The organism is Sphaerisporangium fuscum (assembly GCF_018531465.1).
Lineage (GTDB): Bacteria > Actinomycetota > Actinomycetes > Streptosporangiales > Streptosporangiaceae > Sphaerisporangium > Sphaerisporangium fuscum.
On sequence record NZ_JAHDTF010000011.1, the window covers coordinates 1 to 21,271 of the forward strand.

At 68.3% G+C, this 21,271-nt stretch carries 22 protein-coding genes and 1 tRNA gene; 11 read left to right on the forward strand and 12 right to left on the reverse strand.

Annotation, left to right across the window (positions count from 1 at the left end):
• Positions 1-199 precede the first annotated feature (199 nt).
• The 6 genes from KIK05_RS13700 to KIK05_RS13725 all read right to left on the reverse strand — a co-directional run bounded on the left by KIK05_RS13700 (position 200) and on the right by KIK05_RS13725 (position 7,189).
• Positions 200-1,843 carry a glycoside hydrolase family 3 C-terminal domain-containing protein gene (locus KIK05_RS13700; protein WP_214411070.1) on the reverse strand — a complete coding sequence of 548 codons (1,644 nt, stop codon included), beginning with the start codon at positions 1,841-1,843 and terminating at the stop codon, positions 200-202.
• A 100-nt stretch (positions 1,844-1,943) separates the two neighbouring features.
• Positions 1,944-2,114 (reverse strand): hypothetical protein, encoded by a 171-nt coding sequence (locus tag KIK05_RS13705; RefSeq protein ID WP_214411071.1) that lies wholly within the window; start codon positions 2,112-2,114, stop codon positions 1,944-1,946.
• Between the two features lie 94 nt (positions 2,115-2,208).
• The gene (gene asnB / locus KIK05_RS13710; RefSeq protein WP_214411072.1) at positions 2,209-4,026 is read right to left on the reverse strand and encodes an asparagine synthase (glutamine-hydrolyzing); all 1,818 of its coding nucleotides are present in this window, start codon (positions 4,024-4,026) and stop codon (positions 2,209-2,211) included.
• A gap of 287 nt (positions 4,027-4,313) precedes the next feature.
• Complete coding sequence (locus KIK05_RS13715; RefSeq protein WP_214411073.1) at positions 4,314-4,523, reverse strand: hypothetical protein; 210 nt, start codon at positions 4,521-4,523, stop codon at positions 4,314-4,316.
• A gap of 186 nt (positions 4,524-4,709) precedes the next feature.
• Positions 4,710-5,753 (reverse strand): hypothetical protein, encoded by a 1,044-nt coding sequence (locus KIK05_RS13720; protein WP_214411074.1) that lies wholly within the window; start codon positions 5,751-5,753, stop codon positions 4,710-4,712.
• Between the two features lie 980 nt (positions 5,754-6,733).
• Positions 6,734-7,189, reverse strand: coding sequence for a TetR/AcrR family transcriptional regulator C-terminal domain-containing protein (locus tag KIK05_RS13725; RefSeq protein ID WP_214411075.1), 456 nt, complete (start codon positions 7,187-7,189; stop codon positions 6,734-6,736).
• Between the two features lie 26 nt (positions 7,190-7,215).
• Between KIK05_RS13725 and KIK05_RS13730 the strand changes: the two genes are divergently transcribed.
• A complete protein-coding gene (locus KIK05_RS13730) occupies positions 7,216-8,016 on the forward strand; it encodes an FAD-dependent monooxygenase (protein WP_372455588.1) in 801 nt (266 codons plus the stop codon).
• Between the two features lie 80 nt (positions 8,017-8,096).
• Here the strand turns inward: KIK05_RS13730 and KIK05_RS13735 are convergent, their stop codons facing one another.
• On the reverse strand, positions 8,097-8,246 hold the full coding sequence (locus KIK05_RS13735; protein WP_250562761.1) for a helix-turn-helix domain-containing protein: 150 nt from the start codon (positions 8,244-8,246) through the stop codon (positions 8,097-8,099).
• Positions 8,247-8,576: 330 nt separating this feature from the next.
• On the reverse strand, positions 8,577-8,999 hold the full coding sequence (locus tag KIK05_RS13740; RefSeq protein WP_214411076.1) for a hypothetical protein: 423 nt from the start codon (positions 8,997-8,999) through the stop codon (positions 8,577-8,579).
• A 511-nt stretch (positions 9,000-9,510) separates the two neighbouring features.
• On the opposite strand from KIK05_RS13740, the gene KIK05_RS13745 reads away from it, so the two are divergent.
• Positions 9,511-12,312 carry an AfsR/SARP family transcriptional regulator gene (locus tag KIK05_RS13745; RefSeq protein WP_214411077.1) on the forward strand — a complete coding sequence of 934 codons (2,802 nt, stop codon included), beginning with the start codon at positions 9,511-9,513 and terminating at the stop codon, positions 12,310-12,312.
• 133 nt (positions 12,313-12,445) lie between these two features.
• Here KIK05_RS13745 and KIK05_RS13750 read toward each other — a convergent pair whose 3' ends face one another.
• The 3 genes from KIK05_RS13750 to KIK05_RS13760 form a co-directional block, all read right to left on the reverse strand.
• Positions 12,446-12,775 carry a hypothetical protein gene (locus KIK05_RS13750; RefSeq protein WP_214411078.1) on the reverse strand — a complete coding sequence of 110 codons (330 nt, stop codon included), beginning with the start codon at positions 12,773-12,775 and terminating at the stop codon, positions 12,446-12,448.
• Positions 12,772-13,227: a hypothetical protein gene (locus KIK05_RS13755; RefSeq protein ID WP_214411079.1), complete on the reverse strand. Its 456-nt coding sequence runs from the start codon at positions 13,225-13,227 to the stop codon at positions 12,772-12,774. The genes KIK05_RS13750 and KIK05_RS13755 overlap by 4 nt, the downstream gene beginning before the upstream one ends.
• Positions 13,228-13,445: 218 nt before the next feature.
• Positions 13,446-14,069, reverse strand: a complete 624-nt coding sequence (locus KIK05_RS13760) for a TetR/AcrR family transcriptional regulator (protein ID WP_214411080.1) — start codon at positions 14,067-14,069, stop codon at positions 13,446-13,448.
• Between the two features lie 113 nt (positions 14,070-14,182).
• Here KIK05_RS13760 and KIK05_RS13765 point away from each other — a divergent pair, with 113 nt between their 5' ends.
• The 7 genes from KIK05_RS13765 to KIK05_RS13795 all read left to right on the forward strand — a co-directional run bounded on the left by KIK05_RS13765 (position 14,183) and on the right by KIK05_RS13795 (position 18,897).
• On the forward strand, positions 14,183-14,482 hold the full coding sequence (locus KIK05_RS13765) for an NIPSNAP family protein (RefSeq protein ID WP_214411081.1): 300 nt from the start codon (positions 14,183-14,185) through the stop codon (positions 14,480-14,482).
• A 32-nt stretch (positions 14,483-14,514) separates the two neighbouring features.
• The gene (locus tag KIK05_RS13770; RefSeq protein WP_214411082.1) at positions 14,515-15,132 is read left to right on the forward strand and encodes an NADPH-dependent FMN reductase; all 618 of its coding nucleotides are present in this window, start codon (positions 14,515-14,517) and stop codon (positions 15,130-15,132) included.
• A 191-nt stretch (positions 15,133-15,323) separates the two neighbouring features.
• On the forward strand, positions 15,324-15,752 hold the full coding sequence (locus tag KIK05_RS13775; RefSeq protein ID WP_308249899.1) for an RrF2 family transcriptional regulator: 429 nt from the start codon (positions 15,324-15,326) through the stop codon (positions 15,750-15,752).
• Between the two features lie 136 nt (positions 15,753-15,888).
• The gene (locus KIK05_RS13780) at positions 15,889-16,980 is read left to right on the forward strand and encodes an MFS transporter (RefSeq protein ID WP_250562762.1); all 1,092 of its coding nucleotides are present in this window, start codon (positions 15,889-15,891) and stop codon (positions 16,978-16,980) included.
• Positions 16,981-17,005: 25 nt separating this feature from the next.
• Positions 17,006-17,413, forward strand: coding sequence for a RidA family protein (locus KIK05_RS13785; protein WP_214411084.1), 408 nt, complete (start codon positions 17,006-17,008; stop codon positions 17,411-17,413).
• Positions 17,414-17,714: 301 nt separating this feature from the next.
• Positions 17,715-18,125, forward strand: coding sequence for a recombinase family protein (locus tag KIK05_RS13790; protein WP_214411085.1), 411 nt, complete (start codon positions 17,715-17,717; stop codon positions 18,123-18,125).
• Positions 18,073-18,897: a recombinase family protein gene (locus KIK05_RS13795; RefSeq protein WP_214411086.1), complete on the forward strand. Its 825-nt coding sequence runs from the start codon at positions 18,073-18,075 to the stop codon at positions 18,895-18,897. Before KIK05_RS13790 ends, KIK05_RS13795 begins: the two co-directional genes overlap by 53 nt.
• Before the next feature lie 73 nt (positions 18,898-18,970).
• Here the strand turns inward: KIK05_RS13795 and KIK05_RS13800 are convergent.
• Positions 18,971-19,043 (reverse strand) — tRNA-Leu (locus KIK05_RS13800).
• Between the two features lie 52 nt (positions 19,044-19,095).
• On the opposite strand from KIK05_RS13800, the gene KIK05_RS13805 reads away from it, so the two are divergent.
• Both KIK05_RS13805 and KIK05_RS13810 read left to right on the forward strand, forming a co-directional pair.
• Positions 19,096-19,692 carry an ANTAR domain-containing response regulator gene (locus tag KIK05_RS13805; RefSeq protein WP_308249900.1) on the forward strand — a complete coding sequence of 199 codons (597 nt, stop codon included), beginning with the start codon at positions 19,096-19,098 and terminating at the stop codon, positions 19,690-19,692.
• A 382-nt stretch (positions 19,693-20,074) separates the two neighbouring features.
• The gene (locus KIK05_RS13810) at positions 20,075-21,241 is read left to right on the forward strand and encodes a branched-chain amino acid ABC transporter substrate-binding protein (RefSeq protein WP_308249926.1); all 1,167 of its coding nucleotides are present in this window, start codon (positions 20,075-20,077) and stop codon (positions 21,239-21,241) included.
• Positions 21,242-21,271: the final 30 nt, after the last annotated feature.

The window sequence follows — 21,271 nt, forward strand, 5'->3', positions numbered from 1 at the left end:
CAGTGTCACGCCGACCGTGGCGGTCAGCGCGCCGGGCAGGTCGAACACGCGCCCGCGCGGGACGGCGGGGTCGGGGGCGATCAGCGGGAAGGACAGCCCGATCGCCAGCGCGGTGAGCGGGACGTTGGGGTCACACCTTGTCTTCAGGTGGAGGTGCCGGCTCGGTGATCAGCGAGTTGCTAGGCGCGCTGTGGCGTCGTCATCTGCGCGTGCGCCTCCGCGACGAGCCGATCGACGGTCTCGGGAGCGATCCGGCCGCCGCTGTACATCGCCATCTGCTGGAGCGACATTCCGAACGCCGGTGCGAGCGTCTCTTCGTCCACTCCCTGGAGCAGGCGCGTAGCAGGTCGCCGCCGATCGGGTGCTCGAGCCATTCCAGGACGGTGTTGTCGCCGGAGAGCGGAGCCGCTGTCCGCAGCGCGGCGGCGCGCGCGGCCGCGCTCCGTGTGGCCGACTCGGCGTCGGGGGCGACCGGGATCGCCGACACCGAACTCGTAAGAGCGCGGCCTGGGCCCGTCCGGTGAACGCCACCGGTGAGCGTGATCGACGTGCGCAGGTGTATCTGCGCGGACGACCCGCCGATGAAGAACTTGATCTTCCCGGGCTCGACGAGCCGGCCCTCGTCAAGGTCCCACAGCGCGAACATGCTCGCGGGTACCGTCGCCGTGACCCGCACCGCGGCGCCGGCTTCCAGCGACACCCGCCGGAACGCGACCAGCTTGCGCCGGGGCCGCACGGTCCGTGCGATCATGTCCTGCCCGTACACCTGGACGACCTCGTCACCGGCACGATCTCCGACGTTCACCACCGTGAACGACAGCTCGACCTCACCGTCGGTCGGTACGTCCGGCCGGTCGATCTCGACGTCACGGTAAGCGAAGGTCGTGTAGCTCAGACCATTCCCGAACGGGAATGTGGCCCCCGCGCGTCCCTCGATGTACGCGGGCGTCTGCGCCGCTCGCCGGTAGGGCAGGGGCGCGCTACCGCCGAAGTCGAGGAACGAGACGGGCAGCCGCCCTGCGGGATTGACGTCGCCGAAGAGCACGGCGGCGACGGCACTGCCGGCCTCCTCTCCGCCGAACCAGCTCGTCACGATCGCGGGAACGGAGTCGGCCATCCAGCGCAGCGAGTAGGGCCGGCCGTGGCTCAGCACGACGACGGTCGGCGTGCCTGTGGCCAGTACCGCCTCGACCAGTTCTCGCTGCACGCCGGGCAGCTCGCACGTGGCGCTGTCCAGGCCCTCACCGATGGTGCCGAAAGCGTTGATACCCGATTGGTCCCCGACGACGACCACGGCGACGTCCGCGGACCTCGCCGCTTCGACGGCCGCGGGGATGCCCGAGCGGTCCTCGTCCTGCACGCGACATCCGGGCTGGTACAGCACCGTCGCACCGCGGGCCCGGTCGCGGATCCCGTCGAGAAACGTGACCACCGGTACGGACTCCACCATCAGGCGGGCTTGGTCCGCTCCCGTCGAGCCGCCGAATTCGGCGGCCTCGTCCGCGCGAGCCGCCGGGTCTGCGGCGAGCGCGAACCGCTTGGCCATGCTGTCGAGCACCGGGTAGCTGTAGTTGCCGAGCTGTCCCAGCAGACGGTCGGCGTTCGGGCCGATCACCGCGATCGTCGCGGTGCCCGGGTCGAGGGGGAGGAGGGGAACGCCTTTGACGGGCTCGTTGCGGAGCAGGACGACCGACCGCTCGGCGATCTCGCGAGCCAGACCGCGGGTCTGCGCGGAGTCGAGAGTCTCCGGCACCGCGTCCAGGTCGATGTAGGGCCGCTCGAACAGCCCCAGCTCGAACTTCGTCCGCAGGACCATGCCCACCGCCAGGTCCAGGTCGGCCATCGCGAGAAGCCCGGACTCGACCGCCTCGACCAGGTGGGCTTGCCCGACGACCAGCGGAGGGTCTCCCTCACTTTGACGACACCGCCGTCCGCCTGGCTGATCACGGTGTCGCCCGCGCCGCCACCACGACCAGGCCGGCCACCTTCTCCTGCACCTTGTAATCGAGGGTCGCTTGATCAGTCGCCTGCGTGATGTTCTGCAACCCGCACCCGGTCGACACTGCCGCGGTGGTCAGCCGGCCCCCCGCCATCACCGTCATCATCTTCTTCACACAGAAGACCATGTAGGACCTCGTGATGCGGCGCAGTAGGGGTATATACCCCCAATGTCCCCTGAGGATTCCCGACCACAGGTGATCACACTCGTCAGATCTCCAGGCGCACCCCGTAGGACTCCAGCCACATGTTCAGGTCGAGGGCGAGCTCCAGCGCGAAACGGGTCATCGTGGTGCTCACCTTCCCGGCGGGGGCCGCCGTCGCCTCCTGTACGGCGCCCGGGTCGAGCAGCCGCAGGACGGGCGCGTCCCCGGCGGTGGCGAGGTCGCGCAGTTGGTCGCGCAGCGCCTGCTCGTAGGCCACGTCCTGGGTCGCCGGGTAGGGGCTCTTGACGCGCCGCAGGATCGACGGGGGCAGCAGGTCGGCGGCGGCGGCGCGCAGCAGGCTCTTCTCCCTGCCGTCGAACGTCTTCATCGCCCAGGGCGTGTTGAACACGTAGTCCACCAGGCGGTGGTCGCAGAACGGTACCCGCACCTCCAGCCCGACCGCCATGCTCATCCGGTCCTTGCGGTCGAGCAGCACCGGCAGGAACCGCGTCAGGTTCAGGTAGCAGATCTCCCGCATCCGCCGCTCGCGGCCGTCCTGCCCCGGCACGTGGGGCACCTCGGCCAGCGCCGCGTGGTAGCCGTCGGCGGTGAAGGACGGCATGTCGAGCCGGTCGAGCAGCGCCTTGTCGAACAGGTCGGCCGGGTGGTGCTCGCGCATCACCATGGCCAGCCACGGGAAGGTGCCGGATTCCACCGCCTGCGGCACGTGGAACCAGGGGTATCCGCCGAACACCTCGTCGGCCGACTCGCCGGACAGGGCCACGGTGGAGTGCTCGCGGACCGCCCGGAACAGCATGTACAGCGAGGAGTTCATGTCGCCGAGGAAGTGCGGCACGTCCCAGGCGCGCACCACCGCCGCCCGCAGCCGCGGATCGGCCAGTTCCTCGGTGCCGAGGCTGATGTCGGTGTGGTCGGACGCGACATGTCCGGCGAGTTCCCGTACGAACGGCGCGTCGGGGTCGCCGCGGAACTCATCCGGTTGGAACCTCTCGGTGTACCCGGCGAATTCGACGGCGAAGGAGCGGATCGGCCCGCGCCTGGCGGCCAGCGCCGTGATGGTGCTGGAGTCCAGGCCGCCCGACAGGAGGCTGCACAGCGGCACGTCGGAGACGAGCTGGCGGCTGACGATGTCCTCCAGCAGCTCGCGCACCGTGCCGACGGTGGTGTCGAGGTCGTCGGTGTGCTCGCGGGCGGAAAGGGCCCAGTACCGGCGCGGGGACGGCCCCTCCCGGCGCACGCGCAGCAGGTGGCCCGGCCGCAGCTCGCGCATGCCTTTGAAGACCGCCTGCCAGGGCGTGCGGGCCAGGGTGAGCAGCTCGCGCAGCCCGTCGGCGTCCACCACCGGCTCGGCGAGGGGGTTGGCCAGGATCGCCTTGGGCTCGGAGCCGAACAGCACCCCGCCCGGCAGCGGGTAGTAGTACAGCGGCTTGATGCCCATGCGGTCGCGCACCAGCAGCAGCTCCTGCCGGCGCGCGTCCCACACCGCGAAGGCGTACATGCCGTTGAGCCGATCGGCGACGCCCTCGCCCCACTGGAGATAGCCGCGCAGGACGACCTCGGTGTCGCTCCTGGTGGTGAACCGGTGCCCTTTGGCCTCCAGCTCGGCCCGCAGCTCGCGGAAGTTGTAGACCTCGCCGCTGTAGGTGATGACGACGGCGTCGTCCGCGGCCGTCATGGGCATGTGCCCGCCTTCGACGTCGATGACCGCGAGCCTGCGGTTGCCGAGCGCGGCGTGCGGTTCCAGCCACAGGCCCGCGTCGTCGGGTCCGCGGCAGCTCATGGTCTCGGTCATGGCCTGGGCGGTGGCGCGTTCAGCGGTGAGGTCGCGGTCGAAGCCGACCCATCCGGCGATGCCGCACATCGGGGGTCCTCCTTGCACAGGGGCTTGGTACACCACGGCCTCGGACGTACTGCCGTGCAGTCGGACCCTTGCACCGTAACCGCCCGGGCGGCGCCGGTCCATGCTGCCCGCGCCCGGAACCTGCGGAGCGTGCGGATCGGCAAGGGGAGCCGGGGGCCGCGGATCCGGTCAGAGCCGTTGGATCTCGGCCAGCGCGTCCAGTGCCTGAGCCTGCCACTGCGGATCGTTGTGAGCGGCGAAGGCCATGACTCTCCTTCATGAGCGGCGGGTACCGCAGTGGGCGATCGTTACGGCCTCAGCCCAAGGCGTTTCAGGCATCGCCGGTCGCCGGTGATGGCGTAGCGCCGCCGGGCGAGCACGTCGTCCAGGCGCAGGCCGATCTCCTCGGCGTAGAGGGCGAGGATCGGGGATGCCTCGGCCTCCGACATGTAGGCGGGAGCGATCTCCAGGCAGATCATTCCGAGCGCGGCCGCGCTGTCTGCCGTCGCCTCGACCATCCGCCGGCCTTCCCGGGCCGACGGGTCCTCGTCCGACTCGTCCGCCGGGTGGGGGAGCGGGGCCGGAGTGGTGCGGGCCTCGGGGTCACGGCCCGGCGGAGCAACTCGGCGACGGCCTCGCCGGTGAGGTCGGCGCCGGTGGTGTGAGCCTGGGCGACGAGCTCGGCGAGCGCCGATTCTGTTCGGTTACCTGTCGGAAGCGGTCGGGTACCCATAGCGCTCCTGCTTCACGAACTGGATAAGGATCCACCCACCCACCTGCAAGAACACCACCAGTACAACGAAGAGCAGAGTCGCCGAGAACGCGATGTGCAACCACAGCGGTGTCCCCATCTCGCTGGACAGCTTCGGCGGTAGATAGATGCGCTGCCAGATGTCGTCGATGTCCGAAATTGATGCTGTGTAGGCCCTTACGCCGCCCAGGCGCGCTGCCTGGCAAGCGTTCCAGACAACGACCACGCCCACGTACACGCACAGGAGCACTCGAGTGGCGACCAATAGTCCGAACGCCCACAGCACAAGAACGAGCAGTGTCGCCGAGAAAGCCACGTGTAGCCACAGCGGTGTCCCCACCTGGCTGGACAGCTTCGGCGGTAGATAGATGCACGACCAGACGTCGTTGCTGGTCGACATCGACGTGAAGTACCCGGTCAAGTCAGCAAACGCTGCGTCGAAGAATCGCCCGGCAACCCAGGACAGATACCCTGCCAGCACGATCACTCCTGAGAGCTTCTTGCGGTAGGGAGAGTCGCTGGTGTCCAACGCCCAGCCCATAATCCAGATGGGCGCCGCCAGCACCCGGCGGATGACAGTGACCAAATGACGGCGCATGCTCTCCGGGCCGATGATCACGAGCATGATGGCCAGCGTTACGGGCCTGAGGAGAATCTCCGGCCACAGACGGCCGACCTCCCACTGGGCGACGGCGCCGATAACGATGATCATCCATGCGGCGACGAACGCCCCCCAAGGACGTCGCCGCCAAAGACGATCACGCCGCCACCCGTCTCCGACCTTCAGGGCCAACACGACCGGGGAGACGGCCAGCCCGAGCGCCACCACCCACGCTTGGCCTGGCTGCCCAAGCCCTTGAGGGGACTCTGCCCAGGCCACGAAATCAGTGAGCGAGAACGCCACCAGCAGCACCGCTCCCAGAACGACCGCGGCAGCCCGAGCGGCCAGCCACATCCGCCGTGACCATCTCGGCTTGCTCGGCGATGTCTCACTCATTGCCGGCTACTTCCAGTTGGAGCTGCTCGGGGCGGGCAGATCGCCGGGCCGGAGCTTGGACTTGCCCGATACGCACGAGTCCACGAAAAACTCCGGACCTGCCCGTACCCCCTTGGCTATCGCCATCCACACCGATACCTGGCCTGTCGCCTTCGACTGCGCCGTCCTCGAAACCCCGTCCACATCAAGTTTTGTCGATGCGCGCCTCCTTCGCGTAAGCAGCTTGCGCAGCAATGGCCATCACTGGAAATGCCTCGGTGTGAGGCTCTGGGGATCGTGAGGGGTCTAGGTCTAGAGGCGGGCGGGTCTAAGCCTAGAGGGGGCTCTAGAGGGCGTGGAAGGGCTGTGGGCTGGGGCCTAGCGGTCTTAGAGGGGGTGCGCCGAAGAGCGGTTCAGGGGCCGTTTCCGGGGCCTGGCGAGATCGGGTGCTAGGCCGCTAGATGCCTGGCCGGGCCCGTGATCGGGTGCTAGCGGGGGTGCTAGGTCTAGCAGGGCCGGGTGCTAGGAATCTTTCGGCAACTGGTGGCCGCAGGCGGCCGTGCTTGATCCTATAAGCGCAATCCGGCAATCGCCGCTCGGCAACCTGGCGGGCCCCGGGGGGCAGACCCGGGGCCCGCGTGAGACGCCGTCGAGCATGACGTGGCGTTCGAGGGCGTTCGAGGACCGACGGTAGGGCAGAACATCGGCGATGCGGCGAAAGCTCAACAGGTCGGCGAGTTGTTCGGCAACGCGCCGAGCGGCCCGGACGGATCGCCGGTCAAAGACCTCGCGGGACCGTCCTCAGAAGCCCCGCGAGGTCTTCGCGTCCGCGGGGCGGGCCGCCCTCGCTGTGCCGGGCGAAGGCCTCGGCGAGCGGCCCATCCGTTGCTGCCCGCCGAGGCCTTCGTCGACAACCTCGCTCTACCCGGGGGCGTTCTTTCGGCAACGGAGAGATCGACCAACGCTCGCCCCTGAATCGGCAGCGCCTTCGCCGACTGCCGTCAGCCGGTGACGATGCCGTCCAGGATGCGCTCGACACCCTTGGCGAATGTCCGTTCAGCCCGGTCGCGGGCGTGCGGCCCCTTGGCCTCGCGCATGATGCGGGCGACCCGTGGATAGCGGTCGCCTCTCACGATGGCGTCTCCGTAGGACCCTTGCCCGGCCATCCAGCGGTCCATGTCCAGGCCCGCAACTCGCGCGGCCAGTTCCCCCAGCACGGCTCCGGTGATGAAGAGCCGCAAGGTCTCGATGGCGGTGAGCATCTCGTCGGCGTCCAGCCCCAGGCCGTCGACGGCGGTCAGCCAGGTCTCCATCCAGCGCAGGCTGCCGGGGCGGGGTTTGCGTTCCCGGGCACCGACGCCGAGTTCCTCGGCCGCCAGGCGATGGTCGAGCTCACCGACCCGACCCGGCTCCCGCTCGGCGACTGGGTCCGTACAGCAGAGGGCTCCTACGTTCACGGGCCCGTACCCGGCGGATCCACACCGTGGAGTACGGGCAGGTCGAAGACAGGAACACGCCGGTGACCGCCGAGGAAATCCGAGCCAGCCTGCTGCGCTTGTCCGGCGTCGACGTCGAGATCACCAAGGTGGTCGTGGGCACCCGCTACACCGACGCCACCCGGCAGGTCGCAACTTACCGGCGAGGCCGGGTGCTGCTGGCCGGCGACGCCGCGCACATCCACTCCCCGGCCGGCGGGCAGGGTCTCAACCTGGGCATCGGCGACGCGATGAACCTCGGCTGGAAGCTCGCGGCCACGGTGCGAGGATGGGCTCCGGCTGACCTGCTGGACACCTACTCGGCCGAGCGGCACCCCATCGGCGCGTGGGTGCAGGGCTGGAGCGACGCCCAGACCGCTCTTGGCCGGGCCGACACCCGCACCGCGGCACTGCGCAAGGTGACGAGCGAACTGCTGGACACCACCTGTGGGGCGACGTACGTGCTCAAGCAGATCTCAGGCATTGGACGGGGCTACGATCTCCCCGGCGATCATCCCTTGGTCGGGCACCCGGCGCCGGACCTGCCCCTGCCGGACGGTACCCACCTGGCTGAGCACTGCCGCACCGGCCAGGCGCTGCTGGTGACACACGAGGACGACCACGACCTGCGGGCGCTGGGAGACAGATGGGCGGATCGCATCAAGGTGATCATGGCGACGACGTCAGGTCCTTCGATGCTGGTACGTCCCGACGGTTACGTCGCATGGGCCACCAACGGCACCACCAGCCCCGCGCCCGCCGAGCAAGCCCTCCGCACTTGGCTCGGCGCACCAGCGCTCCGCGTTTGATCACACGGAAGGGGGTCGTCGTAGCATCCGCCGAAAATCGGGCAGATATGGCTCGGTGGGCTTCGTGGTTAGGGCTGGTGCTAGGTGCCGGTTTCGGCGGCCTTCACCTCGGCATGCACGACGGCGAGGCTGACGCCGACACCGCGGGCGATTTCGCGCAGGGACTGGCCTTCGGCGCGGCGGGCGAGGATCGCGCGGCGCACCGGCTGGAGCGCGAACCCGAGCCTCATGTGCTGACCGCGCCGCTGCGCGACCTGCGCCCGGGCCGGGTATGAGCTCGCCGCCCAACCAGCGGGTCATCCGTAGGTGCGCGCCACCGGCGTAGGCCGCGCGTGCGGAGTCGGCGATGACGGCCAGGACTTTTTGCTGTTGAGTCACACACTTAAATAGCGAAGATTTAGGCCGACATCCCCTTAAGGTGCGAATCCAGGGGATTGCGCCTTAAGGGGATGTCGGCCATAAGGAGGAGTTCAGGTCGACTTGACCGATCCGACGACTTGCCGATCCTGCCCGTTATTCCGCTTAATTTCGACCTGATACTTTACTGGGCTAGATCACCGCTACTTAGGTTTGGCAATCCAGGAGCTGCTCTCGCATTTCTGGACATCCGAAGCGTAGCGAACATCGGCCGTTGGGGTGACCCTATAGCTGGTCTCAACGTAACTGCACCACACCTGGTTCCCGGAGATGTTGTTGGAGGAAGTGTTTGCGGCGCAGGAAGTGGTGTTATTCCTGTTGCAGAGCCCAATGTCTCCGACGAAGCTGCCGTCTCTCTTGAGGCTGACCCAGACTTCCAGCTCGTAGACGCTACCAGTGCAGGTGGCGCCCCCGTAGGCGGTCACCGAGGGCGACGAGTACGCCGGGGTGTTCGCATAGCCAGTACAGGTAGGCGCGGCGGCGGCTTGCGCGGAGGGGCCGATGACGATCGAGGCAGCCAGGGCGGTCATGGAGGCTGCAGCTAGTGCGAGACTTTTGATGCGCATAGCGGAGAACTCCTTCACTCTTTATGAACTTGCGAGTGAATTCCTGTCTATGGCAGATGGCTTTTGCGGATGTCCCACTCAGAAAGAGTCGGTAGGCACGGTCCAGCCACGCCCAGGATTAACGAATCCGGAGGGATGAGGTACAGCGAGGTCGACGCGGTGATGTCGAGCAGATTGACCGCGATCACCGTAGATCGACGGAGAGACCAGCGATCGCCGAATGAGCGGATTTGCGCATCTGATACTCCTTTCGCGGCAGAGAATGTATTACTGATTCGGGTCCTGCTCAACGTAGCGATAGACGTTACACTCACGCTCTAACGTCGATACACCGCGCAAGTCGGCTAGATGTGAGAGGGAAATTCATAGCTGATGGCGCGCCGGTTACTGGCCCGCGTCTCCTCTGACACGCTCACATCGAAGACCTTTCACCACAGTCGAGGCGGTTACGCTGGTCTTCTTCGGGAGAGGAGAGCGTGGATTGCAGTTCCGCCTGCTTGGGCCGTTAGGTGTGACCATCGCCGACGGCAGCGAGGTAAAAATCGGCCGCCCGAAACTGCGTCTCCTGCTTGCCACTCTTTTGGCCAGGGCCAATACGCTGGTTTCGGTAGAGAGTCTGATGGACGGCTTGTGGGGCGCCCACCCGCCGGAGTCGGCCGTGTCGAATCTGCGGACGTATACATGGTCGCTGCGCCGTCTGCTGTCACCGGCGGACCCGGCGATGGCGCCGATCACCACCGATCCCCGCGGGTACGTGATCGACGTACAGCCGGAGTGCCTGGACATGCTGACGTTCGAGCGGCTGGTCGCCGACAGCGTCGGCGACCGTCGGCGGGGAGATCTGCGAGCGGCGGCGGGCCGGCTGGAAGAGGCGTTGGGCCTGTGGCGGGGGTCGGCGTTGGAAAACGTTCCGCTCACGGGCGCTGTGCTCGTCGCCACCTCGCAGCGGCTGGAAGAACAGCGGCTGGCGGCGGTGGAGGAGCTTTTCGACGCGCGGCTCGCCCTGGGGCGGCACACCGAGGTCGTCGGAGAGCTGCAGAGCCTGATTGTCCAGCACCCCTTGCGGGAGCGGATGTGGGGGCAGTTGATGCTCGCGCTCTATCAGGACGGCCGACAGGCGGACGCGCTCGCCGCCTACCAGCGTCTGCGTGACAGGTTGGTCGAGGAGATCGGCATCGAGCCGAGTGCTCCGCTGCAGACTCTGCAGAGCCGGATTCTCCGGTCGGACCCGGCACTGACCCCGTCGGCCGGCGTCGTCATCGCCCAGGCTCAGGTGGAGGTTGCCGTCAGCCCACGGCAGCTACCGCTGGACGTCGCCACGTTCGTCGGCCGCGAGGGCGAGCTCGCCATGCTGGGCGAAGTGCTGGAAGCAGCCCAGAAAGCCGGCACAGGTCCCATGGTGGTCATTCACGGCCCGCCCGGTGCGGGTAAGTCGGCGCTGGCGGTGCGGGCCGCGCACCTTTGTTCCGCCCGCTTCCCCGATGGACAGTTGTATGTGAACCTGCGCGGTGCGACGTCCGACATGGAGCCGCTCACGCCCTGCGAGGTGCTGGGCCGGTTCCTGCGCGCGCTTGGCGTCGCGTCCGCCGACGTGCCGTCCGATGTCGAGGAAGCGGCAGCGGTGTTCCGCAGCCTGGTGGCCGACCGGCGGATGGTGATCGTGCTGGACAACGCCGCGAGCGCGGCACAGGTACGTCCCCTGCTGCCGGCTGCGTCCGGCACGGCCGTGCTCCTCACCAGTCGCACGGGCCTGACCACCCTGAACGGCGTCGCTCATCTCCACCTGAACCCGCTCACTCCGGACGCCTCCCGGGCGATGCTCGCCCACCTCATTGGAGACACCCGGGCGGTGGCCGACCCGTCGGCCACCGCCCGCCTGGCCGCGCTGTGCGACCACCTGCCCCTGGCACTGCACGTCGCCGCCTCCCGGCTCAAGACTCGGCCGAACTGGAGCATCCAGCACTTGGTGGACCGCCTGGCAGACGAGCGGCACCGGCTCACCGAACTCGCCGCCGGCGACCTCGCCGTCCGCAGCAGCCTCGCGTTGAGTCACACCGTCCTGCATCGCAGCCAGGATCCCAGTGACCAGGCGGCCGCGCGAGCGCTGCGCGCGATCGGGCTGACGCCGGTCACCGACCTCGACGCCACCGTCGTGGCGTCGCTGACCGGCACCCCGGCGATCGAGGCCGAGCGGATGATCGAGCGTCTGCTGGACGCTCACCTGGTCGAGCCGACAGGACCCGACCGCTACCACATGCACGACCTGATCCGGCTGTTCAGCCACGAACTGGCCACCGAGATGATTCCTGCGAGCGAGGCCACCGCTGCGATCACCCGGCTGCTCGGTCACTACCTCGCCACCGTCCGCACCGCGACCCACCTGGTCTACCCGGGCCGCACCCACTTCCCCGTCCCGGACGTGCCCGCGACGCCGCACCGGTTCACGGGCTCGGAGGAGGCCCACCGCTGGCTGGAGGCGGAGCGGAGCAACATCATGGCTGTCGTCCGGCAGTCATGGCACGGCCCGGACGAGCATGCCCGCCTCGGTCTCGGGCTGACCCTGGCGTTGCACTGGTTCTTCAACGTCGACGGCTACTTCTACGACAACGTCGAACTCCACCAGCAGGCCATCCCGCTGACCAGGCGGCTGGGTGACCGGCGTTCGGAGGCCTACGCCAACGGCAGCATCAGCCTCGCGCTCAGGGAAATCGGGCGTCTGGAAGAGGCCGAAGCGCACCAGGTGACGGAGCTGTCCATCTGCCGGGAGATCGCCGACCGGTTCGGCGAGCAACGCGCGCTGGGCAACCTCGGCTACACCTATCTGATACAGAACCGCCCGCAGGAGGCGATCGCGTGCTTCGAGCAGCAGAAGGCGGTGGCCGGGCAGATTGGCGCCGTCGTCGGCGAGGTGTTCGCCATCAGAGCCATGGGCTGGGCGCACCATGAGCTCGGCCAGTACGACGAAGCCATCCGCTGCACCCAAGAAGGCTTGGCCTGGTATGACGAGACCGGCGACGACTACAACGCGTGCACCGCGCTGGAGCGGCTCGGCATGATCTACACCGACCTCGGCCGTCTGGAGGAGGCGGTGGATCTGCTGGAGCGAAGCGTCGAACGCGCGCGCCAGGCCCGCTTCCGGAGGACCGAAGCAGACGCTCTCGCCAACCTGGCCCGCGCGTGGCGCCTGCTCGGCGCGACCGAAAAGGCGACGAAGTGCGCCGAGGAGGCGATGGCGATCACCACCAGGCTCGGTGCGACCCGCGCGGGCGCAGCCGCCGCCACCGAATACGCGGCCGCGAAGGAATCGAGGTGATGGGCGACCGAGCGGCCTTTCGTTTCGGCTGTCGTACTGGGGTGGGCCAGGGCCTTCTTGCGAGATCGCACGTACATGGGCATCCCAAAAGCCGGGAGAGCCCGGTCTTCACGCAGCCGCCACGCCGCTATTGCTACCAGGCGGTGAGCTGCTCCGGCTCTGGCTCGTCGTCCGCGCCGGACAGGGCGAACAGCTCCATCTGGTCGGTGGGGGACTCGTCCCGGTGAAGCTTCAGGCAGCGCCGGCAGGTTACCTCGCCGCGGTCGGGATGGGCGGCGCCGGGGTCCCAGCCGCTGACGCCGACCATGCACGCCGGGCCGGGCATGAGCTGACCGCCCAGCCAGCGGGTCATCGCGACCTGATGGACGATTCCCGAGGAACGCACTCGCAGGTGTGCGCCGCCGGCGTAGGCCGCGCGGGCGGAGGCGGCGATGACGGCCAGGGCCTCGTGCACGCCGGTCATCGGGCCAGGTCACTCGGCGTGAGGCGCGCCGTCGCTGAGGCGCTTGCCCGGTCTACCGTGTCGAGGACCATCGCAATGTGCCAGCGCTCGCCGATGGCGCGCCTCTCGAAGAAGCCGGTGTCAGAGCTGTAGTCGATGTCTAGACCTTCACGGCACAGCCGAGCGGCCCACCTGAGCGCCGTGTTCAATTTCACCTCAAGGACGGCCTTGCCTTGCGCCACATTGCTCAGCACCCGCAGGTTGGTGGCAGGACCGGAGTGGCGGTGCTGTTTGGCCAGAGTCCATGGCAAGAAGTCCTTATGGCTCAGGCTCTTCTTCTGGAGGCCGATCCGTTCTACGGCCTGCTGCACACCACTGATGCTGACGTCGAAGTGCCCGGCGATCTCCCGGTAGGGCCTTCCCGCCTCCACCATGCGGCGCAGTTCCAACGGCTCGATCTTCAAGTTGGCCACGATTGTGTAGTGCTCCTTCGGCAACGGCCCTACAGTCTGGTCGACGTTGAGGCCGAGACGGAACCGATTGCAGGGCGCGCTCCGGTGGTCGCGGTGGGGCGGCCGCGCAAGGCTGGGGTGTCGCCGGTCATCAGGCGCCGCCGCCGAGGATGGCGGCCATGCGGTAGGCGGCGTGAGAGTCGAGTTTGCGGCGGCCGCGGTTGTAGCGCTGGGTGGTGTTACGCGGGGCGGCACAGGGCGTGCTCGGCGGCGTCGGCCAGCAGGGTGGCGACGGTGTCGGCGGGCAGTGATCGTCTGGTGAACAGTAGGTCGAAGGCGTCGAAGCTGGTGTGGAGCCATAGCAGGTGAGCAGTCTGCTCGATGGTGACCTCGTCGCGGAGCGCGCCTTGGTCGTGGAGTCGCTGGGCTAGGTCGTTCATGCCCTGGGCGCGGCCGTCTTCCAGGCGGCGGATGCTGTCGCCGACGGCGTCAGCGTCGATTTGCGCCATGGAGAACAGGGCGCGTAGCACGTCGCGGTGCGCGGCGTACATGTGCACGTTGCCGGTGATCCCGTCGCGGAGCCCGCGCCGGGCGTCGGGTTGCAGGACGGCGGCGACCATGTCGGTGAAGCCGCCGCGGTGGAGCAGGTCCATACCGAGCGCATCGAACAGGCCCGCGCGTGATCCGAAGACGGTGTAGATCGTCGAGCGGGACACCTCCGCGAGCTTGGCGACCTTGTCCATGCTGACCTGCTCGGAGGGTGCCTCGACGAGGCGCTGGTAGACGGCGTCCAGGATGCGCCGCCGGGTCTGGTCGGCGGCCTTGGCCCGCAGCCGCTGCTCGTACTTACGGGTGACAGGCATGCCATGACCCTACCGCTTCGCTTGACAGCACGTCCGATGGAAGACAGCATGTCCGGCTAAAGACAGCTTGTCTGACGAAATTGGCCTGTACCGCCGTGCCACCGGGAGCCCGCATGCGCGTGATGATCCGCTACACCGTTCAACCGGAACTGGTCGACCACAGCATCGAGCTGCTGCGACAGGTCTATGCGGACCTGGAGCGCAGCCGACCGCCACGGCTGCGCTATGAGACCTTCCGCCTGGAGGGCACCTGCCAGTTCCTGGCCATCATCGAGTCCGACGGTGGCCCGGCCGAGGCCGCCCATCACCACTTGCCTTCCTTCCAGCGCTACCGGGCCGCGCTGAACGGGATCTGCACCCAGCCGCCGACCGTGACCCACCTGGAACCGGCTGGGGCCTACCAGTCCCGGTGAGGCCGCTCCACCACTTCCCCAAGGAGACCCTGATGATCCGCATCGCTCTCGTCGTCGGCAGCACCCGCCCCGGACGCCGCGGCACCGCCGCGGCCCGCTGGGCCCTTGACACGGCCGCCGCCTCCCCGGCCGTCGCCGGCGGCCGTGCCAGCATCGACATCCTGAATGTGGCCGACTTCGATCTGCCGCTGCTGGACGAACCGGTCCCGGCCGCCTTCGGCGCTTACGCCCAGTCCCATACTCGCCGCTGGTCCCAGGCGGTCGCGGCGTTCGACGCGTTCGTGTTCGTCACCCCCGAGTACAACCACTCCTTCCCCGCCGCGCTGAAGAACGCCCTGGACTATCTGTTTGCCGAATGGCAGCACAAGGTCGCCGGGTTCGTCGGCTACGGCACCAGCGGCGGAATTCGTGCGGTGGAGCAGCTACGTCAGGTCATGGGCGAGCTGAAGGTCGCCGATGTGCCCACCCAGGTCGCGCTGTCGATGTTCACTGACTTCACCTTCACCGATCCGACCGACCCCACCGATCCGGGCACTTGCACTCCTGCCCCGCATCACGCCGAGACGCTGACCCGGATGCTGGAGGAGATCATCGCCTGGTCCGCAGCGCTGGTGCCGCTGCGTGCGGAAGCTCAGCCGGTGACCTCCTGAGTCGCAGGTCGCAAGGTCGCCGCAGTGATGACGCGAGGCCATAGGACAAGCACGGGACCGTCGATACGGCCACGGCAGCGGCCGGGACTTCTCCAAATCGACTTAACCACCCATGGCCTGGCCGCCTGAAGACCTGCCGCTGTCGCGCCGCTGCGGTCCGAGTCGCGGCCGGTGGACTGAACCTGGCATGGGTGGAGGAGGATCGCGCGGTGCCCACCTCGACGCTGGCCGGCTTCTACGAACTGCCGCCTGCCTACCTCAACAAGCAGTTGCAGGCGCTGGTGCGAGCGGGGATCCTCGTCTCCTCGCCCGGGCCGCGGGGCGGCTTTCGGCTGGCGCGCGCCCCCGGAAAGATCACGGTGCTGGACGTGGTGGCGGCGATCGAGGGTCCGCAGGAGGCGTTCGAGTGCGCCGAGATCCTCCGGCGGGGCCCCGGCGGCGTACCCGGGGTCGATTACCGGAAGACCTGCGTGATCTCCCAGACAATGCGCCAGGCGGAGCTGAGCTGGCGGCGGGAGCTGGCCGGGCGGACCCTCGCCGATCTCAAGTCGACGGTGGAGGAGCGCTTCCCCGCCGTTCCCGGGCAGACCCGCCACGGACTGACCAACACACTCACCTGAAGACCGCCCTCTCCCCGGAGAGGGCTTTTCACGGGAGAAATTCTGGATGTTTCCTAGTCAGATTAGGGGTAGACCGTGGTCGCTCAACCGGACGTGGCCGGCGGTCCTGGCGGTGGCGCTCGGCATCTTCGCGCTGATGACGTCCGAACTGCTGCCCGTGGGACTGCTCACACCGATCGGTTCCGACCTCGCAGTCTCCGACGGGACGGCGGGGTTGATGCTGACCGTGCCTGGCCTGGTCGCCGCCGCGTCGGCGCCCGTCGTCACCATTGTCGCCGCCAGGGTGGACCGGCGGGTCCTGCTGGCGGCGCTGGTCGGCCTCATGTCGGCCGCCAATCTGGTCTGCGCCGCGGCACCGCACTTCGCCGTCCTGCTGATGGCGCGCCTGGCCATCGGCGTGAGCGTCGGCGGCTTCTGGGCCATCGCGGGCGGTCTTGCGGTACGGCTGGTGCCCGCCGAGCACGTCCCCCGGGCCACGGCGATCGTGTTCGGCGGGGTCTCCAGCGCCTCCGTCGCCGGCATCCCGGCCGGAACGCTGATCGGCGACCTCGGCGGATGGCGCACCGCGTTCGCCGCGGTCGGGATCCTCGGGCTCGCCGCGTTGGCCGCCCTGCTCGTCCTCGTGCCGCCGCTGCCGTCCCAGAGCGCGCTCTCCTTCCGGGAACTGCCGGGGCTGCTGCGGCGCAACACCGGCGTGCGGATCGGCGTGCTCGTCACGTTCCTGCTGATCACCGGGCACTTCGCCGCGTACGCCTTCGTCCGTCCGGTGCTGCGCGAGACGGCCGGGGTGGACGACGCCCTCATCGGCGGCCTGCTGATGGCGTACGGCATCGCGGGCATCGCGGGCAACTTCGCGGCCGGCTCGCGGGTGGCGGCGCACCTGCGCGGCACTCTCCTGGCGATCTGCGCCGGCCTCGCGGCCGTGACGGCGCTGTTCGCCCTGCTCGGCACCGATCCCATGACCGCGTCCGCGCTGCTGGTCGCCTGGGGGCTGGTCTACGGCGGGGTGTCGGTGAGTCTGCAGACCTGGATGCTCAAGGCCGCCCCTGGCGCGGGCGAAGCCGCCTCCTCCCTGTTCGTCGCCGCTTTCAACCTGTCCATTGCCCTGGGCGCCCTGATCGGCGGCGCCACAGTCGACGGCGTCGCCGCCACCGGCGTCCTGTGGGTCGCCGGTTCCTTCGCGCTGGTCGCCGCTGCGGCCGTCGCCACGTCCCGCAAGCCCATCTGATCACCCAACAAAGAGAGGTATCACCATGACGCACCGCATCGTCAACCCCGCCGGACTGCACGCCCCGGTCGCTTTCGGCTACAGCCACGTCGTCCGCGCACCGGGAGGCCTCGTTTTCATCGCCGGCCAGTACGCCTCCGACGAGCAGGGGCACGTCACCTCCCCCAGCTTCGGCGAGCAGGTCGAACGGTCCCTGGCCAACCTGGGCACCGCCCTGGCCGCCGTGGACCTCGGCTTCGCCGACGTCGTCCAGATCCGCACCCACATCGTCGACCACGACGCGGACAAGCTAGCCGTGCTCGCGGAGCACATCGGCCGCATCTGGGGCACCCGCCCGCCCGCGCAGACCCTCACCGGCGTGGCCGCGCTCGCCCTCCCCGGCATGCTCTTCGAGATCGACGCCATCGCGGTCGCCCCGCCCCTCAAGCCCTGACACGATGAACTCGTCCTGCCGCCTCGGGGACCCCTGGGGCGGCGCGAGCTCCACCGCCTCAAGTCGGCACCGCAGGCCGCCCCGCACCGCGTCCGCCTTCGCCACGCCGAGTTCCCACGGACGCGAACTCCATCGCCGAGCACGTGGAGCAGCAGCCACACCGCCTCACATGTCCACGACGACCACCGGTCGCCGGCGCTCGTGGTCTTCCGGCGGCGGGCCGATGAGCACCAGGTGGAAGCTCGCCTGGTCTACAAGGTCCTTTTGTGGCTGAGCAAGCACCCCAACGGAGAGGATGCCGATGAGCAGGGCGGGAGAGCGCGAAGATCCCTTTGACGGGCTGCGGGTCGCCCGGTGGGGGAGGACCTCCACCGAGGACCTTCAGGACCCCACGCTCTCGCTTCCCCGTCAGCTCGACAACAGCCGGGCGGCTCTGCCGCCCGGCGCTCTCATCGTCGCGCACTTCTACGACGTCGAATCGGGCCGCAAGAACCTGGAGGATCGCGGACACAGCACCGCGCACGAGCGTTTCAACATCCCGATCCCGCGCGACGGAGGCATTCAAGACCTCCTGGCGGAGGCCGAGAGAAGTAACCGGCGCTTCGACGCGGTCATCTGCGAATCCATCGACCGGGTCGCAGATCTTCATCTGGCGGGTCATGGAGCGCCTGGGCTACGGCGACATCGCCGACCGGCTCAACGCCCACCATGAGCGGTATCCGCCGCCCGAGTCGCTCAATCCCAACTTCCGCGGACGTAACTGCTGGTCGCGCTCCGGGGTTCGAGAGATGCTGCGCAACCCCAAGTACACCGGTTACATGGTGTGGAACCGCAAGGCGACCACCAGCCGCCGGGGCGGCAAGCGCAGCATGGACAACCCGCCCAGCGCCTGGGTCCGGTCGCCTCAGCCCACCCACGAGCCGCTGGTCACACGGGAGATGTACGACCAGGCCCAGGAGATCGGCGCCATGCGTCGCAAATCACGCACGAGCGCTGTGCCGAACAAGCATCCCCGAACCGCTCGTACATACCTCTTGCGCTCCTTCATCTCCTGTGGCCTCTGCCGGCGGCGGATGTACGGCCAGACTGATGACCGGCGGCCCGATACGCCGATCACGCGCTACGTCTGCCAGCCCGATCGGATCCGGCACAGGGATGACCGGTTCCGCGGTCACCCCCCGGCCGTGCGTGTTCGCGAGGACGCCATCCTGGAGGCCGTCTACGACCTGTTCCAGCGGCGCGTCTTCGGAGCGCGGCGTCATGAGTTGCTCGCCGCCGATCTGCCAAAGGTCAACCAGGAGGTGAGCGACGACTGGGACTCCCGTCGCCGCGCCCTCACCCGGACGCCCGGAGAGATCGTCAGGAAGCAGGACCGGCTGATCGGCATCAGCGCGAGCTCTTCGAGGTCTTCCGGCTGGACATCAGGTACGACCCCACGGTCAGCGTCGCCCAGATCAAGATCACACTCGACAGCGAGACCATAGAAGAGGTGGCGGCCATGACACGAACGATAGGCGGGCCTCCGCGGAGCGCGGAGGCCCGTGTAGATGTACGGTGTGCCCCGAGTGGGATTCGAACCCACACTTGATGGATTTTGAGGCCATTGACTCTGCCGTTGGTCTATCGGGGCGGCGGATCACGCTCGTGCCCCTAATCTAGCGGACGTCGGTACTCTCTTGGTCGTGAGTACGCAGCGGCGAGTGGTGATCGCGGAAGACGAGGCTCTGATCCGCCTCGATTTGAAGGAGATGCTGGAAGAGGAGGGCTATGCCGTCGTCGGCGAGGCGGGCGACGGTGAGAGCGCCGTCAAGCTGGCGTTGGAGCTGCGCCCCGATCTGGTGATCCTCGACGTCAAGATGCCCATCCTCGACGGCATCTCGGCCGCCGAGCGCATCGTGTCCGAGCGTGTGGCGCCCTGCCTGATCCTGACCGCGTTCTCCCAGCGCGACCTGGTCGAACGGGCGAGGGACGCCGGGGCCATGGCCTACCTTGTCAAGCCGTTCACCAAGTCCGACCTGGTCCCGGCCATCGAGATGGCCGTGAGCCGCCACGAGGAGATCGCCGCGCTGGAGCGCGAGGTCACCACGCTGGGGGAGCGGCTCGAGACCCGCAAGCTCGTGGAGCGGGCCAAGGGCCTGCTGATGGCCCAGCACGGCTGGACCGAGCCGCAGGCCTTCCGCTGGATCCAGAAGGCCTCGATGGACCGCCGCATGAGCATGCGGCAGGTCGCCCAGCTCGTGGTCGACGAGGCGGCGGCCGGGGGACCGGCGGAGTCCTGACCCGTGACGGTGCCGTGCCGCGGGCGGCGTGCCGGTGTGATCCCGCCGGGCGCCGGCCGGGGCGGCTGCCTCTTCCGCCGTGCTGTCAAGCCGGCGTCCGCTCAGTGGTCGAAACACACCATCTAACACCCTTTCAAACGATCTTTCGGATGCTTTCGCGACCGATGTGACCTTTACTTTTCCAGTCGATCGCCGAAGAGGACCGGTGTGATAACGAAGCGGTAACGTGATGGGTCTCTGTACCGACCTGTGACTTCGGCTGGGTGTAATGCACGTCACGACCCCTGGCCCGACGCCAGGGGCGGCTCTGTGAACCCGATCCCGACGCGGATCAGGCGAAAGGAAGGCAACCTTGCGGCCCAAGATTGCTCGCCTCGGGGGCGTGCTCGCCGTCGGTGCGGCACTTACCGTTGGACTCGCCGCTTGCGGTAGCAGCGGCTCCGGGTCGAATTCCGGCGGTGGCGACTCCGGTTCGGCGACGACCGTCAAGATCGGCTTCATGGGCGACCTCACCGGCCCCGACTCGGCTATCGTCATCCCGCCGAAGAACGGCGCCATGCTGGCGTTCGAGGAGTACAACGCCACGAACCCGAAGACCAAGATCGAGCTTGTGCCCTACGACACCCAGGGCAAGGAGAACCAGGCGGCGGCCCTGGCCCCCCAGGCGATCTCCAAGGACAAGGTCGTCGGCATGATCGGCCCCGCCTTCTCCGGTGAGTCCGAGGCGGCCGACCCCATTCTGGAGCAGGGCAAGATCCCGAGCCTCACCCCCTCGGCGACCCGGCCCACCCTGTCGCAGCACGGCTGGAAGTTCTGGCACCGCATGGTGGCCACCGACGAGTTCCAGGGCAAGGGCGTCGCCGACTTCATGATCAAGGCGAAGACGCCGAAGAAGGCCTACGTCATCAACGGCAAGAAGGCCTACAGCGTCGGCATCGGCGACTCGGCCTTCAACGAGTTCAAGGCCAAGGGCATCCCGACCGAGCGCGACCAGATCGACGAGGCCAGCTCCGACTTCTCCTCGACGGTCACCAAGGTCAAGGCCGCCAACCCGGACGTCATCTTCTACGGCGGCTACTACTCCGAGGGCGGCAAGCTCCTCAAGCAGCTGCGTGACGGCGGCGTGAAGGCCCTGTGGGCCTCCGGTGACGGTTCGCTCGACGCCCAGCTCATCTCGGGCGCCGGCGCGGCCCAGGCCGAGGGCGCGGTGCTCGCCTGCCCCTGCTTCATCCCCTTCGGCGAGCAGTCCGACCCCAAGCTGAAGAGCTTCGTCGACAACTACAAGAAGAAGTACAGCGTCGACCCGGCGATCTACTCGACCGAGGGCTATGACGCCGCGCAGGCCTTCGTCGCCGCCGTGAAGGCCGGCAACACCACCGGTGAGAAGATCAACGAGTTCTTCAAGACGTACTCCGCGGACGGCGTCTCGAAGCCGATCAAGTGGGCCGACAACGGTGAGCTCGGCTCGACCACGATCCACATCTACGAGGTCGTCCAGGGCGCCCTCCAGTGGCTCGGCAAGTCGGACGAGGCCACGCTGAAGAGCTAGGTCCGGCCTGGTCTTCCGGTTTCGAAACTG